Annotated in this window: 16 protein-coding genes; 13 read left to right on the plus strand and 3 right to left on the minus strand. The window is 45.6% G+C overall.

The annotated features are described in order from the left end of the window. Positions 1-83: 83 nt before the first annotated feature. Entirely contained in the window at positions 84-1,019 is a 936-nt protein-coding gene (gene zipA, locus GZN30_RS09345) for a cell division protein ZipA (protein WP_075651130.1), read from the minus strand. A gap of 201 nt (positions 1,020-1,220) precedes the next feature. Between zipA and cysZ the strand changes: the two genes are divergently transcribed. The 5 genes from cysZ (at position 1,221) to crr (ending at position 6,325) form a co-directional block, all read left to right on the plus strand. Next, positions 1,221-1,958, plus strand: a complete 738-nt coding sequence (gene cysZ, locus GZN30_RS09350; protein WP_075651128.1) for a sulfate transporter CysZ — start codon at positions 1,221-1,223, stop codon at positions 1,956-1,958. Positions 1,959-2,216: 258 nt separating this feature from the next. Further along, positions 2,217-3,185, plus strand: coding sequence for a cysteine synthase A (gene cysK, locus GZN30_RS09355; RefSeq protein ID WP_075651126.1), 969 nt, complete (start codon positions 2,217-2,219; stop codon positions 3,183-3,185). A gap of 303 nt (positions 3,186-3,488) precedes the next feature. Next, positions 3,489-3,746, plus strand: coding sequence for an HPr family phosphocarrier protein (locus GZN30_RS09360; RefSeq protein ID WP_011078325.1), 258 nt, complete (start codon positions 3,489-3,491; stop codon positions 3,744-3,746). Between the two features lie 138 nt (positions 3,747-3,884). Next, on the plus strand, positions 3,885-5,609 hold the full coding sequence (ptsI, locus tag GZN30_RS09365) for a phosphoenolpyruvate-protein phosphotransferase PtsI (protein WP_075651124.1): 1,725 nt from the start codon (positions 3,885-3,887) through the stop codon (positions 5,607-5,609). Positions 5,610-5,815: 206 nt separating this feature from the next. Further along, positions 5,816-6,325, plus strand: a complete 510-nt coding sequence (gene crr / locus GZN30_RS09370) for a PTS glucose transporter subunit IIA (protein WP_075651122.1) — start codon at positions 5,816-5,818, stop codon at positions 6,323-6,325. Positions 6,326-6,392: 67 nt separating this feature from the next. Here the strand turns inward: crr and GZN30_RS09375 are convergent, their stop codons facing one another. Continuing rightward, complete coding sequence (locus tag GZN30_RS09375; RefSeq protein WP_075651120.1) at positions 6,393-7,541, minus strand: 2-octaprenyl-3-methyl-6-methoxy-1,4-benzoquinol hydroxylase; 1,149 nt, start codon at positions 7,539-7,541, stop codon at positions 6,393-6,395. Positions 7,542-7,833: 292 nt separating this feature from the next. Between GZN30_RS09375 and miaB the strand changes: the two genes are divergently transcribed. The 5 genes from miaB to lnt all read left to right on the plus strand — a co-directional run bounded on the left by miaB (position 7,834) and on the right by lnt (position 13,432). Next, a complete protein-coding gene (miaB, locus tag GZN30_RS09380; protein WP_075651118.1) occupies positions 7,834-9,258 on the plus strand; it encodes a tRNA (N6-isopentenyl adenosine(37)-C2)-methylthiotransferase MiaB in 1,425 nt (474 codons plus the stop codon). A gap of 70 nt (positions 9,259-9,328) precedes the next feature. Then, on the plus strand, positions 9,329-10,423 hold the full coding sequence (locus GZN30_RS09385) for a PhoH family protein (RefSeq protein WP_075651116.1): 1,095 nt from the start codon (positions 9,329-9,331) through the stop codon (positions 10,421-10,423). Further along, positions 10,423-10,887 (plus strand): rRNA maturation RNase YbeY, encoded by a 465-nt coding sequence (gene ybeY, locus GZN30_RS09390; protein ID WP_075651114.1) that lies wholly within the window; start codon positions 10,423-10,425, stop codon positions 10,885-10,887. Before GZN30_RS09385 ends, ybeY begins: the two co-directional genes overlap by 1 nt. Before the next feature lie 101 nt (positions 10,888-10,988). Then, positions 10,989-11,888: a CNNM family magnesium/cobalt transport protein CorC gene (gene corC, locus GZN30_RS09395; RefSeq protein ID WP_075651112.1), complete on the plus strand. Its 900-nt coding sequence runs from the start codon at positions 10,989-10,991 to the stop codon at positions 11,886-11,888. Positions 11,889-11,917: 29 nt separating this feature from the next. After that, positions 11,918-13,432 (plus strand): apolipoprotein N-acyltransferase, encoded by a 1,515-nt coding sequence (gene lnt / locus GZN30_RS09400; RefSeq protein WP_075651110.1) that lies wholly within the window; start codon positions 11,918-11,920, stop codon positions 13,430-13,432. 45 nt (positions 13,433-13,477) lie between these two features. On the opposite strand, the gene GZN30_RS09405 is transcribed toward lnt, so the two are convergent. Beyond that, positions 13,478-13,948 (minus strand): zinc ribbon-containing protein, encoded by a 471-nt coding sequence (locus GZN30_RS09405; RefSeq protein WP_075651108.1) that lies wholly within the window; start codon positions 13,946-13,948, stop codon positions 13,478-13,480. 245 nt (positions 13,949-14,193) lie between these two features. Here GZN30_RS09405 and leuS point away from each other — a divergent pair, with 245 nt between their 5' ends. The 3 genes from leuS to holA all read left to right on the plus strand — a co-directional run bounded on the left by leuS (position 14,194) and on the right by holA (position 18,626). Further along, positions 14,194-16,767 carry a leucine--tRNA ligase gene (gene leuS, locus GZN30_RS09410; RefSeq protein WP_075651106.1) on the plus strand — a complete coding sequence of 858 codons (2,574 nt, stop codon included), beginning with the start codon at positions 14,194-14,196 and terminating at the stop codon, positions 16,765-16,767. Between the two features lie 173 nt (positions 16,768-16,940). Then, entirely contained in the window at positions 16,941-17,588 is a 648-nt protein-coding gene (locus tag GZN30_RS09415; RefSeq protein WP_075651104.1) for an LPS-assembly lipoprotein LptE, read from the plus strand. A 24-nt stretch (positions 17,589-17,612) separates the two neighbouring features. Next, the gene (gene holA, locus GZN30_RS09420) at positions 17,613-18,626 is read left to right on the plus strand and encodes a DNA polymerase III subunit delta (protein ID WP_075651102.1); all 1,014 of its coding nucleotides are present in this window, start codon (positions 17,613-17,615) and stop codon (positions 18,624-18,626) included. The last annotated feature ends 76 nt before the right edge of the window (positions 18,627-18,702 follow it).

Consider the following 18,702-nt stretch of genomic DNA (forward strand, 5'->3'; position numbering starts at 1 on the left):
TAATGAACGCGTGATTGATTCGGTTCAAGCCCAATAAAAAAGGCCCCTTGATTGAGGAGCCTTGCTAATTCGTAGAGAGTCAATTAACTCGCTTGTCGCGCCTTAAATTGCTTAATTTGTGCCTGGTAGCTATCAATTCGCGTTGGGGTAAGCAAATTGCGCGCGTCATCCAGTACACGGCCACTCATGTCATCGGCTATTTGCTGAGCCGTTCTCAGCATCAGTCTAAAGTTTTGCTCTTCATCACCATAACAAGGTAGCGTCATGAAAAACGAGATGCCTTTTGTGGTGAACTCAGCTGGATCATCATGTTTCAGTGTACCTGGCTGCATCATATTCGCCACGCTAAACAGAACTCGACCGGCTTCCGTTTCCTCTGTGCGGCAATGGAAGATATCCATCTCACCATAACTCAAACCATGGCGCTGCATGCTATCGAAAAGCTTAGTGCCGATAAACGGCTCCTCACCAGCGCAATGGACATTAAGCACAATCACTTCTAGTTCAGGCTCTGGCTCTGGTTGGCTCTCTTCGACCTCGTCCACGACTTTCGCAGCGGTAAGTTCAGAATGAACGTCTTCTACAACAGCTTGGGCTACGGGTTCAACCTCAATGTCACGCTCATCAAGTGCTGACATAGACGGTACCTCATCAACGATAACCTTCACCTCTTCACGAGGCTCTTTTTGCAGCTCTTGGTCTGGATAATCGCCAGTCAGTGGGTCTGCAACTAATGGATCAGTAAGCAAAGGATCGCCTGCAAACGCATTGGTTTCCATCTCGCTTGCTAGCTCAGGCTCTTTACGATCTTTGCGAATAATCTCGAAATCATCTTCTGGAGCAAAACCGCGTTCAGCACTGCGATCTGAGATCTCATCACTGTCCACATCAAGCTTCCCTAGTGGCTTATCACTAAATTTTGATTTGCCTTCTTTTTTACTCGTCCATAGACCGTGGAACAATAGCGCGGCGATGGCGAGTGCGCCCACCACGATAAGTACGAATCGCAATTCCTGCATTTTCTGCTCTCATTTGCTCAGCGATAAGCGAATTTGCCGCCCATCTCTAAGTCGATTAAACCTGTTTGCCAATAACTTTACCAAAACTATCCTAGGTTTTAGAACAAATTAATGTGAGAAGTTCCCACAATCTTGTGATTTTGGACACGCTTCTTTCTTGTTAAGATAGAAAAAGGTCGTTTTATACACAGATAGAGTTCTATGACAAATTACACAACATCTCGTTCTGGCTTTGGATATTTCTTTCACGGCATCGAGCTCGCATTAAGCCCGGGTATTCGACGTTTTGTCCTTATGCCTCTACTTGCCAACATTATTTTGGTCGGTGGTGCCCTCTTCTATCTATTTTCTCACTTAGATAGTTGGATTACCCAATGGGTCGGACAACTTCCCGAATTCCTCTCTTGGCTAAGCTATTTGCTCTGGCCACTATTGGTGCTCACTATACTTGCTACGTTTTCCTATTTCTTTAGTACCTTGGCTAACTTCATTGCTGCACCATTCAACGGTTTGCTAGCAGAAAAAGTTGAAGAGCATTTGACGGGAAAAAAGGTCAATGAAGACGGTATGCTAGCGGTAGTCAAAGACACACCTAGAATACTCGCCAGAGAATGGCGTAAATTGGTGTACGTGTTGCCTAAAGCAATTGGTCTATTTTTACTGCTATTGATTCCAGTTCTTGGACAAACCATTGGTCCTGTATTGTGGTTCATCTTTACTGCATGGATTCTAGCTATTCAATATTGTGACTATCCATTTGATAACCATAAAGTCAGCTTTAATGACATGCGTTACAATTTGAAACAAAAACAGGGTAAGGCTTATGGTTTCGGTGTATTGGTCAGCGTATTTACCACTATCCCGATTCTAAACCTGATTATAATGCCTGTTGCGGTATGTGGCGCGACATCAATGTGGGTCAGTGAGTTTAAGAAATAACGCAGCCCCTTAACACCCGGTAAGATTGTGACTCTCTTCTAAGACAATCCAAGCAATTATGATGAGAGTCCAAATTACTTGTATTTAATAAGATATAACTTTTTAATCCTTCTCTGCTTTTTGTAAAAGCCCTAATCTTGTTTCATCAAACATCAACTAGGCAGCAAGAAAGCAGTTTAGGTTGTACATCACTCTACCATGTTTGCGCGGTCAACACCTGACATACGAGCAAATAGCCATCTTATGAAGGACCAGACAATGAGCAAAATCTACGAAGATAACTCTCTAACTATCGGTAACACGCCTCTAGTTCGCCTCAACAAAGTCGCGAAAGGCAATGTACTTGCAAAGATTGAAGCACGTAACCCTAGCTTCAGCGTGAAATGTCGTATTGGCGCAAACATGATTTGGGATGCGGAAAAGCAAGGCAAACTAAAACCAGGTGTCGAGTTGGTTGAACCAACCAGTGGTAACACAGGTGTGGCTTTAGCATTCGTTGCTGCCGCTCGTGGATACAAACTAACGCTAACCATGCCTGAATCAATGAGCCTTGAGCGTCGTAAGCTGCTTAAAGCACTTGGCGCTAACCTTGAGCTAACTGAAGCAGCAAAAGGCATGAAAGGCGCGATTGCTAAAGCGGAAGAGATTGTTGCAAGCAACCCTGACAAATACCTGCTACTCCAACAGTTTGATAACCCTGCTAACCCAGAGATCCACGAAAAGACTACCGGCCCAGAAATTTGGGATGCAACAGACGGCGAAGTGGATGTTATCGTCGCAGGTGTTGGTACAGGTGGCACCATTACAGGTACCAGCCGTTACATCAAAGGTGAAAAAGGGAAAGCGATTACTTCTGTTGCCGTTGAACCAGCGGAATCGCCAGTGATTGCACAAGCACTGGCTGGTGATGAGATTCAACCAGCTCCACACAAAATCCAAGGTATTGGTGCAGGTTTCATCCCTGGCAACCTAGATTTAGAGCTTTTAGACCGTGTTGAAGCAGTGACTTCAGATGAGGCTATTGAGATGGCTCGCCGCCTAATGGAAGAGGAAGGTATCCTCGCTGGCATTTCTTCAGGCGCCGCTGTTGTTGCAGCCAACCGAATTGCAGAACTACCTGAATTTGCAGGAAAAACTATTGTTGTTGTACTACCAAGCTCTGGTGAACGTTACCTAAGTACAGCGCTGTTTGCCGGCCTATTTACTGAGAAAGAGAACCAACAGTAATACGTATCGAAATCAATTTTTCGTTTAAAAAAGCCCCATACAGGGGCTTTTTTGTTGATCCTGCTCCTACCTTTGGTAATATCAGCAATGTTTTATTTTTGGCTTCAAAATAATATTGCCAAATCAGTATTCAAGCTGGTGATGACTTTTACTCGATGGTAGAGTCGTTACTGCAAAAATTGTAACCAGTGCCAACTTCGGACCACATTGCCGGCAAGTTTTACTAGAAGCAGCCAGCAAACGTCACTAAGCTAGGTTTGGTTTAAATACTATCTAAAATATAAATTAATTGGGGTATACAAAATGTACGAGAAGCAAGTTGAAATCACTGCAGAAAATGGTCTTCACACTCGTCCTGCTGCACAGTTCGTTAAAGAAGCAAAAGCTTTCGATGCTGACATCACAGTGACTTCAAACGGCAAAAGCGCTAGCGCAAAAAGCCTATTCAAACTACAAACTCTTGGCCTAGTTAAAGGTACTGTAGTTACAATCTCTGCTGAAGGCCCACAAGCTCAGCAAGCTGTTGACCACCTAGTTGCTCTAATGGACCAACTACACTAATTCGGTCTCCTATTTTCAAAGCCATTTTGTGAAAACAGAATGGCTTTGTTGGAAATAGGCCCTAACATAAGCTAAACATTAACGTTAGCGCATCCAAATTTTTCTCCAGTTTAAAGTTGACCAATTTAAGGTAAGGCTATGATTTCAGGCATCCTAGCATCTCCTGGTATTGCTATTGGTAAAGCACTACTACTTCAAGAAGATGAAATTGTCCTAAACACAAACACTATCTCAGACGATCAAGTAGAAGCAGAAGTTCAACGCTTCTTTGACGCTCGTAACAAGTCATCAGCTCAGCTTGAGACAATCAAGCAAAAAGCACTGGAAACTTTCGGTGAAGAGAAAGAAGCGATCTTTGAAGGTCACATCATGCTTCTTGAAGATGAAGAGCTAGAAGAAGAAATCCTAGCGCTGATCAAGAATGACAAGCTGTCTGCAGATAACGCAATTCACACCGTTATCGAAGAGCAAGCATGTGCTCTAGAATCTCTAGATGACGAATACCTAAAAGAGCGCGCAACTGACATTCGCGATATCGGCTCTCGTTTCGTTAAAAACGCACTAGGCATCAACATCGTTTCTCTAAGCGATATTGACCAAGAAGTTATCCTAGTTGCTTACGACCTAACGCCATCTGAAACTGCACAAATCAACCTAGACTACGTACTAGGCTTTGCTTGTGACATCGGCGGTCGTACTTCACACACTTCAATCATGGCACGTTCTCTTGAGCTACCAGCTATCGTTGGTACTAACGACATCACTAAGAAAGTGAAGAACGGTGACATGCTAATTCTTGATGCGATGAATAACAAAATTGTTATCAACCCATCAGAAGAAGCACTAGCAGAAGCAAAAGCAGTGAAAGCTGCATTCCTTGCTGAGAAAGAAGAGCTAGCGCAACTTAAAGACCTACACGCAGAAACTCTAGACGGTCACCGTGTAGAAGTTTGCGGTAACATCGGTACAGTTAAAGACTGTGACGGCATCATCCGTAACGGTGGTGAAGGTGTTGGTCTGTACCGTACTGAATTCCTATTCATGGACCGTGATGCTCTTCCTACAGAAGAAGAACAGTACCAAGCTTACAAAGAAGTTGCAGAAGCAATGGAAGGTCAAGCGGTAATCATCCGTACTATGGATATCGGCGGTGACAAAGATCTACCATACATGGATCTACCAAAAGAGATGAACCCATTCCTTGGTTGGCGTGCAGTTCGTATCAGCTTGGATCGTCGTGAAATTCTTCGTGACCAGCTACGTGGTATCCTACGTGCATCAGCACACGGTAAACTACGTATCATGTTCCCAATGATCATCTCTGTGGAAGAAATCCGTGCGCTGAAAGCGGCAATCGAAGAGTACAAAGCAGAACTTCGTGAAGAAGGCCTAGCATTCGATGAAAACATCGAAATCGGCGTGATGGTTGAGACTCCAGCTGCGGCTGCGATTGCTCACCACCTAGCAAAAGAAGTTGCATTCTTCTCAATCGGTACTAACGATCTAACCCAATACACATTGGCTGTAGACCGTGGTAACGAAATGATTTCTCACCTATACAACCCACTATCACCTGCTGTACTAACAGTAATCAAGCAAGTGATCGACGCTTCTCACGCTGAAGGCAAGTGGACTGGTATGTGTGGTGAGCTAGCAGGCGACGAGCGTGCTACTCTGCTACTACTAGGTATGGGTCTAGATGAGTTCTCTATGAGCGGCATCTCTATCCCTGTGGTTAAGAAAGTAATCCGTAACTCTAACTTCGCAGAAGTTAAAGCGATGGCGGAAGAAGCACTTTCTCTACCAACAGCAGCAGAAATCGAAGCAGTTGTAGAAAAATTCATTGCAGAAAAAACTCAATAATCTGCATAGCTAATCTGCTCGAGTAAAGACCAAGGGCAACGAGAGTTACCACTTAATAGGTTGAGAATAGTCTATTCTTAACCTATTAATGACCAGGTGGAAGCATCGTTATTAGCGCTCTGTAGCGCTAAAACCATTCGTCTATTCGACTAGATTGGTATACTATATTGCGAAAGAATAAAACTAAACGTTAGGAGCATGACACAATGGGTCTGTTTGACAAACTTAAGAAGCTAGTATCTGATGACAGCGCTGATGTTGGTGCAATCGAGATCATCGCACCACTATCTGGTGAAATCGTTAACATCGAAGATGTGCCAGACGTAGTTTTCGCTGAGAAAATCGTTGGTGACGGTATCGCTATCAAACCAGCAGGCGACAAGATGGTAGCTCCTGTAAACGGTACTATCGGTAAGATCTTTGAAACTAACCACGCGTTCTCTATCGAATCTGACGACGGCGTTGAGCTATTCGTTCACTTCGGTATCGACACTGTTGAACTAAAAGGCGAAGGCTTCAAGCGTATCGCTGAAGAAGGTCAAACAGTTAAAGCTGGCGACACTATCATTGAGTTCGATCTAGCACTTCTAGAAGAGAAAGCTAAGTCTACTCTAACTCCTGTTGTTATCTCTAACATGGACGAAATCAAAGAGCTGAACAAGCTTTCTGGTGCAGTAACTGTTGGTGAAACTCCAGTACTACGTGTAACTAAGTAATTATTACTTAGCTAAACGAAAAAACGCTGCCAATGGCAGCGTTTTTTGTCTCTGGAGCAATCAAAACTTACAAGCCAAGCGCGTATTTCAACACTTGCTGTTTCAACGGTCCGGTTTTATCCGCAATCTTAAGTGCCGCATTACGCAACAATTTCAGTGGCGCGACGTCATTACTAAACCCTTTGTAAAACACATCCATTCCCGACTGCATCAACAAGTTGTCAGCGCGACGCTTACGTTCATAACCGGCTAACAATTCAGCGCTTAATGATTCACCTTGCGTGACTTTTAATAGCGCATCGACATCTTTAAAGCCTAAGTTCACCCCCTGCCCTGCAAGTGGGTTAATAGTATGAGCAGAATCCCCGACCAAAATACAACGATTTTTGACATATTGCTGAGCGTGGCGGCGAGTCAAAGGAAATGAACCATGCTGAATAACTGTAATGTCACCAAGCTCTGCGGGGAAATTAAGTAAGATTTCTTCACGCATTTGTTCGTTCGACATAGCGCTTAGCTGCTTAATGCGTTTTGGTGAGTCATACCAAACCAGTGAACCTTGCTGACCACACAGCGGTAAAAATGAACGCGGTCCCGTCGGATTAAACTGTTGCCAAGTAATATCTTGCTGCTCGAGCTCAGTCGCCACGTTAATCAACATACAATGTTGACGGTAGTCCCAAGCCGTTATCCCAATCCCAGCTTGCTGACGCACTTGCGAATTAGCCCCATCTGCGCCGACTACCCACTCAGCAGAAATTCGCGCACCGGAGGTCAGTTCAATCTCAACACTCTCAGCAAACTCAAGTGATGCCAACGAGTCAGGACAAATCACGGTTAAATTGGGGTATTGATCAAACTGCTGCCACAAACCAAGTTGAATTAATCGGTTTTCGATAATGTGACCCAGTTGCTCTAGACCTAATTCATCAGAGTGAAAACGTGTACGGCACTCAGGGTGTTCCCAAGTTTCAAGGCGGCGATACGGACACACTCGAGTCGCTTGAATCGCTTGCCATGCGTCAAGCTCTTCAAGAATTTGCACTGAGTGATGAGAAATTGCTGAGACGCGGATATCCATTGGTTGCTCAGCTGAATAGGGTTTCGGCGCCTGACCTTCAACCATCACAACTTGTCTTCCTTGCTTGGCAAAACCAAGCGCGACGGCAGCACCAACCATGCCACCACCAATCACTGCAATATCAAACTTGTTCATTTTTTACACGTCATCATCTTGATTTGTGGGTGAATTTTTATTGTACGTATTGATTACGAAAATGTAACTAAAAACCTTAACTGCATCAGGGGCAAAGCCCTTATATATTCGGGCTTTGACTGATTTTACTCCAACACTAGTCAGGTGCTTTTTAAAGCAGTACAATACGCCGCTTACCGCCGTGAAGGCGGCACGCTCAAGTGCTAAATTAAAGTTACTTGGGTAGATAATTTGAACTATAGCTTTAAGAGTAGTTCAACCAATTTTAAGATTTAACACGAGCGAAAGTGAGATGAGTAAGAAACTGCTAATTAAAACTTGGGGCTGCCAGATGAACGAATACGATTCATCGAAAATGGCCGACCTGCTTAACGCTGCAAATGGCTATGAGCTAACAGAAGACCCTGATGAAGCAGATGTACTTCTACTTAATACCTGTTCGATCCGTGAAAAAGCACAGGAAAAAGTGTTCCACCAACTCGGTCGTTGGAAAACACTTAAAGATAAAAAAGCGGGTGTAGTGATCGGTGTGGGTGGCTGTGTAGCAACTCAAGAAGGTGATCACATCCGTGAACGCGCACCATTTGTTGACGTAATCTTTGGTCCGCAAACGCTGCACCGTCTTCCAGAGATGATTAAACAGTCGCAAACCAACGAAGCGCCTGTTATGGATATCTCGTTCCCTGAAATTGAAAAGTTTGACCGTCTGCCAGAGCCGCGCGCTGAAGGTGCAACGGCATTCGTTTCAATCATGGAAGGCTGTTCTAAATACTGTACTTACTGCGTAGTACCATACACTCGTGGTGAAGAAGTGAGTCGCCCAATGGACGACGTTCTGTACGAAATTGCTCAACTTGCAGAGCAAGGCGTACGTGAAGTAAACCTACTGGGTCAAAACGTAAACGCATACCGCGGTCCAACACATGAAGGCGATATTTGTTCATTCGCTGAACTGCTACGCCTTGTGGCATCCATCGATGGTATCGACCGTATTCGCTTTACGACTAGCCACCCACTAGAATTTACTGATGACATCATCGCTGTGTACGAAGACACTCCAGAACTAGTGAGCTTCCTACACCTACCAGTACAAAGTGGTAGTGACCGCGTACTGACGATGATGAAGCGTCCTCATACGGCGATCGAATACAAATCTATCATCCGTAAACTGCGTAAAGCTCGTCCTGATATCCAAATCAGCTCTGACTTTATTGTTGGTTTCCCAGGTGAAACAGATAAAGATTTCCAAGACACAATGAAGCTTATCAAAGACGTTGATTTTGATATGAGCTTTAGCTTTATCTTCTCACCTCGTCCTGGTACACCTGCGGCTGATTACCCATGTGATCTAGCTGAAGATGTGAAGAAAGAGCGTCTATACGAACTACAACAAACCATCAACGCGCAAGCGATGCGTTACTCTCGCCTAATGCTAGGCACTGAGCAACGCGTGTTAGTTGAAGGTCCATCGAAGAAAAACCTAATGGAGCTTCGTGCACGTACTGAAAACAACCGCGTAGTTAACTTTGAAGGCAGCGCGGATCTGATCGGTCAGTTTGTTGACGTTAAGATTGTTGACGTATTTGCTAACTCACTCCGTGGTGAGCTAGTGCGCACAGAAAAAGATATGGATCTTCGTAGCGTGATTTCGCCAATGCAAATGATGGCGAAAACTCGTCGCGAAGACGAGCTAGGTGTTGCAACCTTTACGCCATAAGCTCGTATAAAGCCATCGGAGAGCTGGTCGTTATCAGCTCTCCACTGTATGGCAACAATGAGAGGTAACTTTGAGCAATAAAATCGTAACTCTAGAAATTAATCTAGAACCTGCCGACAACCGCCGTTTAGCAAGCCTATGCGGTCCATTTGATGACAATATCAAGCATTTAGAGCGCCGTTTAGGTGTCGAAATCAGCTACCGAGGCAACTTCTTCACTATCGTGGGTAAACCTCATACCTCAGCTGCCGCGCTTGAAATTATTAAAACTCTTTACGTAAACACCGCCCCTGTTCGTGGCAATATCCCAGACATTGAACCAGAAGAGATCCATCTGGCAATCAAAGAGTCGGGTGTCCTTGAGCAAGACGCTCAAGCGAGCTTCGAGCATGGCAAAGAAGTATTCGTAAAGACCAAAAAAGGTGTGATCAAACCGCGCACGCCAAACCAAGCTCAGTACTTAGTGAATATGGTAACGCACGACATCACTTTTGGTATTGGTCCTGCAGGTACTGGTAAAACCTACCTTGCGGTGGCGGCAGCTGTTGACGCACTAGAGCGCCAAGAAATTCGCCGTATTTTGCTGACTCGCCCAGCGGTAGAAGCGGGTGAGAAACTGGGTTTCTTGCCGGGTGATTTGAGCCAAAAAGTCGACCCTTACTTACGCCCTCTTTATGATGCATTGTTTGAAATGCTCGGTTTCGAGCGCGTCGAAAAACTGATTGAGCGCAACGTGATTGAAGTGGCACCTCTGGCTTACATGCGTGGTCGTACACTTAACGATGCCTTTATCATTCTCGATGAGAGCCAAAACACCACCGTAGAACAGATGAAAATGTTCCTCACGCGTATCGGCTTTAACTCACGAGCGGTGATTACTGGTGACGTAACCCAGATTGACTTACCTCGCGGTGCAAAATCGGGTCTACGCCATGCCGTTGAAGTGCTGAACGAAGTTGATGAGATCAGTTTCAACTTCTTCCAATCTGATGACGTGGTTCGCCACCCTGTGGTTGCGCGCATTGTAAACGCGTATGAGAAGTGGGAAGCACAAGATCAAAAAGAACGTAAAGAGTTTGAAAAACGCCGCCGTGAAGAGCGCGAGGCGAAGCTCCTGGAAGCACAAAAAGCTGAGCTAGTTTCAGCACCGGAGAATAAAGAGTAATGACAATCGAACTCGATCTACAATTGGCAGTCGAAGATGAAGCAGGCTTGCCTAGTTTCGATGAAATTCACTCATGGTTAAACAACGCGATTTCACTGTTCCAACAAGACGCGGAAGTAACCGTACGCATCGTTGATGAAGCGGAAAGCCACCAGCTTAACTTGGAGTACCGTGGTAAAGATAAACCAACTAATGTGTTGTCTTTTCCATTTGAAGCTCCTCCTGGTATTGAGATTAACCTACTTGGCGATTTAATCATCTGCCGTCAGGTGGTAGAGCAAGAAGCGATTGAGCAAGATAAGCCTTTATTAGCACATTGGGCTCATATGGTTGTACATGGCAGCCTGCATCTGCTAGGTTATGATCATATCGAAGACGACGAAGCTGAAGAGATGGAGTCGCTCGAAACAGAAATCATGCAAAAGATGGGATTTGAAGACCCATATATTGCAGAAAAAGAGTAACTTAAGTTACTTGGTGGAAGGCAAGACCGCGATAACCTTCGCCGTTTCGTCTTCCAACGTGTGCTATCACACTTCTGATAGCGTTATTGTAATGAGACACAATGAACGAAGACAATTCGCCCTCATCTGTAGAAGGTAAGAAAGAAAAATCTGAAGGTCCGAGTAGAAAGTCCTTCTTTGAACGCCTAGGTCAACTATTTCAAGGTGAACCAAAAGATCGCCAAGAGCTCGTCGATGTAATTCGCGACTCTGAAATCAATGACCTGATTGACCACGACACTCGCGACATGCTTGAGGGTGTTATGGAAATCGCCGAAATGCGTGTGCGCGACATCATGATCCCACGCTCGCAAATGGTTACGGTTGAACGCACAGATAACCTAGATGCGCTTGTCGCTCTACTTACTGACGCTCAACACTCTCGCTACCCAGTGATCAGCGAAGACAAAGACCATGTGGAAGGCATTCTACTAGCGAAGGACCTACTTAAGTACCTTGGTTCAAACAGCGCAGAGTTCGACATTGAACAAGTGATCCGCCCTGCGGTTGTTGTACCTGAAAGCAAACGTGTAGACCGTCTGCTCAAAGAATTCCGTGAAGAACGCTACCATATGGCGATCGTTGTGGATGAATTTGGTGGTGTATCGGGTCTTGTAACCATTGAAGATATCTTGGAAGAGATCGTTGGCGACATCGAAGATGAATTCGACGACGAAGAAGAACTGGATATCCGCAAGCTAAGCAAGCACACATTTGCTGTCAAAGCCCTAACCACTATTGAAGAGTTCAACGAAACCTTCGGGACTTCGTTCAGTGATGAAGAAGTGGATACGGTAGGTGGTCTTGTGATGACAACATTTGGTCATCTTCCTTCTCGTGGTGAAGTAGTAGATATTGAAGGCTACAGCTTTAAAGTAACGGCAGCAGACAACCGTCGCGTTGTTCAACTGCAAGTTACTGTGCCAGACGAAGAGCAAGTTACTCAACCTATCGAAGAATAATCCACCATTCTTCTCTATAAGAATATACGATGATTAGTAATCTATTTCATCGCCTCAAGCGGCCCCTAGGGGCCGCTTTTGTTGGCGCGTTAACAACCTTTGCATTTGCACCCTATCAAATCTGGCCGCTGGCTTTTGTCAGTGTCGCTGCTCTACTGTGTTTAATCCACGGACAAACCGCTAAAAAAGCCGCTTGGATTGGCTATGCTTGGGGGCTCGGTCAGTTCGCAACCGGTATTAGCTGGGTCCACGTCAGTATCGACAATTTTGGCGGTATGCCAAAGATTGCTAGCCTGTTTCTCATGGCGCTGCTAGTCGGTTACCTAGCGGTTTATTCTGCGCTTTTTTCTGGCTTACTGAATCGATTTGCGCCACACAATAACCGTACCCGATTTTTTATTCTTGCTCCTGCTTTGTGGCTCGTTTGTGACTGGTTACGCGGCTGGGTAATGACGGGCTTTCCGTGGCTTTGGCTTGGCTACAGCCAAATTGACTCTCCATTAGCTAGTTTTGCCCCAATTGGTGGGGTCGAGCTGATCACCTTACTGGTCGTAGTCAGTGCAGCTGCAATAAGCTACGCACTGCTCAATAAACACTGGCTCACACTCGTTGTGCCTGCTGTTGTGCTTGCCACTGGTTTTGGCTTGAGAAACATCAACTGGGTCACTCCCAATCCTGATAGCACGACTAAGATCGCGCTGGTTCAAGGCAATATCGAGCAAGCCCTGAAATGGGTACCTAGCGAACGCTGGCCAACCATCATGAAATATATCGATCTCACGCGCCAAAACTGGGATGCCGATATCATCATCTGGCCAGAGGCAGCTATTCCTGCGTTTGAGTTTGAAATCAGTTCATTTCTGAGCAATCTCGATAGCAATGCCAAAGCGCATAACAGCGCAGTGATCACAGGGGTCGTTAACCAAGATGAGAACCGCCGTTTCTACAACAGCATTCTATCGCTTGGCGCAACCGCTTATGGTGATTACAGCTACGACCTAGACAAACGCTATCACAAACATCACCTGCTGCCATTTGGTGAGTTTGTGCCATTTGAAGACATCTTGCGCCCAATCGCGCCATTCTTCAATTTGCCGATGTCATCATTTAGCCGTGGTGATTTCATCCAAAACAACATTGATGCCAACGGTAAACAACTAGCGCCAGCGTTGTGTTATGAAATCATTTTTGGTGAACAGGTTCGTGAGAATATCACTGACGAGACAGACTTCATTCTAACGCTGTCTAATGATGCGTGGTTTGGTCACTCTATTGGACCACTACAGCATATGGAAATCGCCCGCATGCGCGCGCTGGAATTTGGTAAACCTGTGATTCGCTCCACCAATAACGGCGTTACTGCTGTGACTGACTTTAAAGGCAATATCACGGCGAAACTGCCGCAATTCGAGACTGGCGTGCTGCGTACCCAAGTGACTTCGACCACTGGTCAAACGCCTTATCATGGTTTGGGAAGTTGGCCGCTCTATATCTGGGTGGTTATCTGTGCCTTGCTCACTTGGCGCATGAGAAAATCAAACTAAACAGACAAAGGGCTCAGATGAGCCCTTTACTGTATCAACCAATCACTATGGTTTAAGTGCTCGACGAGAAAACGCCTTATGCCCACATTGGGTACAAGGGATGATCACCGTTGGGTGGTTATATTGAGTCTGGTGACCACATTCATCACACACTAAGGTGCCCAATCCAATCACCTCACCCGCTTCATAAAGCCCTTGATGCTCTAAATCCGCAAACAGTTCCACCCACTCTACTTTGGTTCGGTCGGTGATCTCGAGTAAACCTTGCCAAATCGAATCTGCCACCATCAAATAGAACGGACCTTTCTTCGACTCTTCATAGTTATCAGCAAACTCTTTCAGATCCGATTTTACATAAGCCGATATGAGAGCCAACTCATCTTTGGTCATATCATTAGCTGCATCGACATATTTCCCTGAGGTTTCTAGCACATGGTTAACCTCATCCGGACTATGTTTGAGCGCTTCAACCACATCCTCAAACATATCTTCATAACCTGTTTTGTGTTTAGCCATAGTCACCCCCTAATGGTTCTCGATAAGCTGAAAGTTTTTCATTCAGCTCGTTCAACGTTGAACAAGCCCCCGAACATTGACTCTCAATAGCTCTGGAAGAGAGATAAAGCCGCCAACATTGCCGCAAACTCTATGATGAAGAGCGTTGGCTATTGTTGAACCTTGCTCCTTTATGTATTCTATGACGATCTATTATTGTCTGTTCTAACTGAACTCACACTTTCCAAGATAACCGGATATCATCGATGCAAGAGCAATATAACCCGCAAGATATTGAACAGAAGGTTCAACAGCACTGGGACGACAACAAGACCTTTGTTGTAAGTGAAGACCCAAATAAAGAAAAATTCTACTGTCTATCAATGTTCCCTTACCCAAGTGGTCGACTGCACATGGGTCACGTGCGTAACTACACTATCGGTGATGTGGTATCTCGTTTCCAACGTCTACAAGGCAAAAACGTAATGCAACCTATCGGTTGGGATGCGTTTGGTCTACCAGCAGAAAACGCAGCAGTAAAAAACAACACTGCACCTGCGCCTTGGACATACGAAAACATCGAATACATGAAAAACCAGCTTAAACTGCTAGGTTTTGGCTACGACTGGAATCGTGAATTCGCAACATGTACACCTGAGTACTACCGTTGGGAACAAGAGTTCTTCACCAAGCTTTACCAGAAAGGTCTGGTTTACAAGAAGACTTCTTCGGTTAACTGGTGTCCAAACGACCAAACTGTTCTAGCCAACGAACAGGTTGAAGATGGCTGCTGCTGGCGCTGTGATACTCCAGTAGAGCAAAAAGAAATTCCACAGTGGTTCATCAAGATCACTGAATACGCTCAAGAGCTACTAGACGACCTAGACAAGCTAGAAGGCTGGCCTGAAATGGTTAAAACCATGCAGCGCAACTGGATCGGTCGCTCTGAAGGTGTTGAACTCAAGTTTGCAGTAAAAGGTCAACAAGACCTTGAAGTGTACACGACACGTCCTGACACGCTAATGGGTGTGACTTACGTCGGTATCGCAGCAGGTCACCCTCTTGCAACACTAGCGGCTGAGAACAACCCTGAACTGGCTAAGTTCATTGATGAGTGTAAGAACACCAAAGTTGCAGAAGCTGAACTGGCAACAATGGAGAAGAAAGGTATGGCGACTGGCCTTACTGCTATTCACCCATTGAACGGTCGTGAAGTACCTGTATACGTGGCTAACTTCGTGCTAATGGATTACGGCACAGGCGCTGTAATGGCCGTGCCTGCACACGACCAACGTGACTACGAGTTCGCAACTAAGTACGGTCTAGATATCGTCCCAGTAATCAAACCGGTTGATGGTAGCGAGCTAGACGTTTCTGAAGCGGCTTACACAGAAAAAGGCGTGCTATTCGATTCTGGTGAGTTTGATGGTCTAGAGTTCCAAGCAGCGTTCGATGCTATCGCAGCGAAACTAGAAGCAGAAGGCAAAGGCACTAAGACAGTTAACTTCCGTCTACGTGACTGGGGTGTATCTCGTCAACGTTACTGGGGTGCGCCAATCCCAATGGTAACCACTGAAGACGGTCAAGTTCACCCAGTACCCGCTGACCAACTGCCTGTTATTCTACCTGAAGACGTGGTAATGGATGGCGTAACGAGCCCAATCAAAGCGGATAAAGAGTGGGCGAAGACCACTTTCAACGGCGAACCTGCGCTACGTGAGACCGATACCTTTGATACCTTCATGGAATCTTCTTGGTACTACGCGCGTTACTGTTCACCACAAGCAGACGATATCCTAGATCCAGAAAAAGCAAACTACTGGCTACCTGTAGACCAGTACATCGGTGGTATCGAGCACGCTTGTATGCACCTATTGTACTCGCGCTTCTTCCACAAACTGCTACGTGACGCGGGTTACGTAACCTCTGACGAACCGTTCAAGCAATTACTATGTCAAGGCATGGTTCTAGCGGATGCGTTCTACTTTGAAACCGAAAAAGGTGGCAAAGAATGGGTTGCTCCAACAGACGTGAAAGTAGAACGTGACGGTAAAGGTCGCATCACTTCTGCGGTTGACAGCGAAGGTCGCAACGTTGAGCACTCAGGCATGATCAAAATGTCTAAGTCGAAGAACAACGGTATCGACCCTCAAGAGATGGTAGACAAGTACGGTGCTGACACAGTACGTCTATTCATGATGTTCGCGTCTCCAGCAGACATGACACTTGAGTGGCAAGAGTCTGGCGTAGAAGGGGCAAACCGCTTCCTAAAACGTGTTTGGAAACTAGTGAACGAGCACACATCGAAAGGTGCCGCAGAAGCAGTAGATGCAGCAGCACTGTCTGGTGATCAAAAAGCACTTCGTCGCGACGTTCACAAAACGATCGCGAAAGTGACTGATGATATCGCTCGTCGTCAAACGTTCAACACAGCAATCGCTGCAATCATGGAACTGATGAACAAGCTAGCGAAAGCGCCGCAAGAATCTGCGCAAGACCGTGCAATCCTTGATGAAGCGTTAAAAGCCGTTGTTGCTATGCTTTACCCAATCACTCCGCACATCTCATATGAACTATGGGCTGCGCTAGGTGAAGCTGATATCGACAATGCTGTATGGCCAACGTTCGACGAGAAAGCTCTGGTTGAAGACGAGAAGACTATCGTTGTTCAAGTTAACGGCAAACTGCGTGCGAAACTGACTGTGGCAGCTGACGCATCAAAAGAACAAGTAGAAGAGCTTGGTCTAAACGATGAAAACGTCACTAAGTTCACTGACGGTCTAACTATCCGTAAAGTGATTTACGTACCAGGTAAACTGCTAAACATCGTAGCGAACTAATCCTCTACGGGTGATTTAGTGAGCGAGTGCCTATCTTGCAGAGCTGATTCAGCATCGTTTCGATAAGCACGTTAAGATAACAAACAGGGTAGCGTTTCTACCCTGTTTATTTATCTCAAGCCATTTTTCAAGTGGTTTTAGATAAATAACCAATAACAGAGAGTCGTACGTCAATGCGCCTATTTTCCCTATCCTCAATTAAATTGACTAGTGTTGTACTAGCCGCAACCCTTCTTAGTGGCTGTGGTTTTCATTTAAGAGGCGACTATTCCATTCCGGAAGAACTCGACACCATGTCTTTGACCAGTTATGACCAATACAGCACCTTAACGCGCATGATGCAGGCACAATTGCGTATGAATGACGTAAAGATTGTCCCTCCAGCATCAAACGTAGCGAATCTGCACCTATTGGGTGAAAGCGTCGACGAACGCACTCTGTCGCTTTATCAAAATACTCGCGCCGCAGAAAAAGAGCTCACTTACCAAGCCGCTTATCGAGTAACCATTCCAGAGTTAGGTTCGCGCCAATTCTCGACTAGCGTGACGCGTAGTTACTTAGATAACCCACTCACCGCACTGGCAAAATCGGTTGAGCGTGACATGATTGAAGATGAAATGCGCAAACTGGCTGCGACACAAATTGTGCGTCAAATGGGACGTTTAAAAGCCGATCTTGAAGCGGGTACGATGCTAACAGGTCAAGAGCTTGATAAGCAGAAAGCCCTTGAACGTGCACAAAGCAAAGAGCAATACCAAATTCAAACCATTGAAAATGAAACAAACTCTATTGATTTAGAACAACCAGAGCTTGAGCAATAACCGCTTAAGCCAAAAGAGTTATAAATGCGTATTTTTGCTGACCGCCTCGCGGATCAACTGAGCAAACAGCTCCACCCTATTTATCTGTTGTTTGGCAATGAACCTCTGCTTCTACAAGAATCACGTCAAGCCATTCAACAGACAGCCAAGCAACAAGGTTTTGAAGAAAGGCATCGCTTTGCCATCGATGCCAGCTTTGATTGGAACCAAGTTTACGATTGCTGCCAAGCTTTGAGTTTATTCTCTTCGCGTCAGATGATTGAGCTTGAACTGCCTGAAGCCGGCGTCAATGCGGCAATTGCTAAAGAACTGGTCAACGTCGCTGAAATGCTTCACCCTGACATTCTCTTGGTTGTGATTGGTACTAAGCTGACCAAAGCACAAGAGAGTGCTAAGTGGTTTAAAACATTAAGCAGCCAAGGCTGTTGGGTAAACTGCTTATCACCAGATCTGCAGCGCCTACCTCAGTTTGTCCAAGCACGTTGCCGAGCGTTAGGGCTTAAACCTGACGCAGAAGCCGTGCAAATGCTAGCGCAATGGCATGAAGGTAACTTGTTTGCCCTTAGCCAAAGCCTAGAAAAATTAGTACTGCTCTACCCTGACGGGCAACTGACATTAGTGCGCTTGGAGGAATCTCTAAGCCGTCACAATCACTTTACCGCATTCCATTGGGTTGATGCTTTGCTCGCGGGCAAAGGCAACCGTGCCCAGCGTATTTTGCGTCAATTGGAAGCCGAAGGGGTTGAAGTGGTGATCTTAGTGAGAACGATACAAAAAGAACTCACCCAGTTGTTACAAATGCAGCAACAGGCGCAACAGAGTTCGATAGCCCAAGTGTTCGATAGCTATCGTATCTGGCAAAGTAAACGCCCCCTCTACTCAGCGGCATTGCAACGTTTAAACATTCTGCGCCTGCAAAAATTAATGCAACTTTTAGCACAAGCAGAAATCTTAACTAAGACGCAATATGATCAACCAAGCTGGCCACTATTACACCAACTAAGTGTCGAGCTTTGCTTGCCACAAGTTAAGCTCTAAAAAGCGTGCTATAATCCGCCACCCATTTTTGTTCTAACAACTACGACACCAAGCTGAGTGTCATTGAGGATATCAA

It is taken from the genome of Vibrio ponticus (genome assembly GCF_009938225.1).
In the GTDB taxonomy this organism is placed as follows: Bacteria; Pseudomonadota; Gammaproteobacteria; order Enterobacterales; family Vibrionaceae; genus Vibrio; species Vibrio ponticus.

Bases quoted from the DNA above. Each gene is read 5' to 3' on its own strand.
- zipA (WP_075651130.1), bottom strand. From the start codon at position 1,019: ATGCAGGAATTGCGATTCGTACTTATCGTGGTGGGCGCACTCGCCATC.
- cysZ (WP_075651128.1), top strand. From the start codon at position 1,221: ATGACAAATTACACAACATCTCGTTCTGGCTTTGGATATTTCTTTCAC.
- cysK (WP_075651126.1), top strand. From the start codon at position 2,217: ATGAGCAAAATCTACGAAGATAACTCTCTAACTATCGGTAACACGCCT.
- GZN30_RS09360 (WP_011078325.1), top strand. From the start codon at position 3,489: ATGTACGAGAAGCAAGTTGAAATCACTGCAGAAAATGGTCTTCACACT.
- ptsI (WP_075651124.1), top strand. From the start codon at position 3,885: ATGATTTCAGGCATCCTAGCATCTCCTGGTATTGCTATTGGTAAAGCA.
- crr (WP_075651122.1), top strand. From the start codon at position 5,816: ATGGGTCTGTTTGACAAACTTAAGAAGCTAGTATCTGATGACAGCGCT.
- GZN30_RS09375 (WP_075651120.1), bottom strand. From the start codon at position 7,541: ATGAACAAGTTTGATATTGCAGTGATTGGTGGTGGCATGGTTGGTGCT.
- miaB (WP_075651118.1), top strand. From the start codon at position 7,834: ATGAGTAAGAAACTGCTAATTAAAACTTGGGGCTGCCAGATGAACGAA.
- ybeY (WP_075651114.1), top strand. From the start codon at position 10,423: ATGACAATCGAACTCGATCTACAATTGGCAGTCGAAGATGAAGCAGGC.
- corC (WP_075651112.1), top strand. From the start codon at position 10,989: ATGAACGAAGACAATTCGCCCTCATCTGTAGAAGGTAAGAAAGAAAAA.
- lnt (WP_075651110.1), top strand. From the start codon at position 11,918: ATGATTAGTAATCTATTTCATCGCCTCAAGCGGCCCCTAGGGGCCGCT.
- GZN30_RS09405 (WP_075651108.1), bottom strand. From the start codon at position 13,948: ATGGCTAAACACAAAACAGGTTATGAAGATATGTTTGAGGATGTGGTT.
- leuS (WP_075651106.1), top strand. From the start codon at position 14,194: ATGCAAGAGCAATATAACCCGCAAGATATTGAACAGAAGGTTCAACAG.
- GZN30_RS09415 (WP_075651104.1), top strand. From the start codon at position 16,941: ATGCGCCTATTTTCCCTATCCTCAATTAAATTGACTAGTGTTGTACTA.
- holA (WP_075651102.1), top strand. From the start codon at position 17,613: ATGCGTATTTTTGCTGACCGCCTCGCGGATCAACTGAGCAAACAGCTC.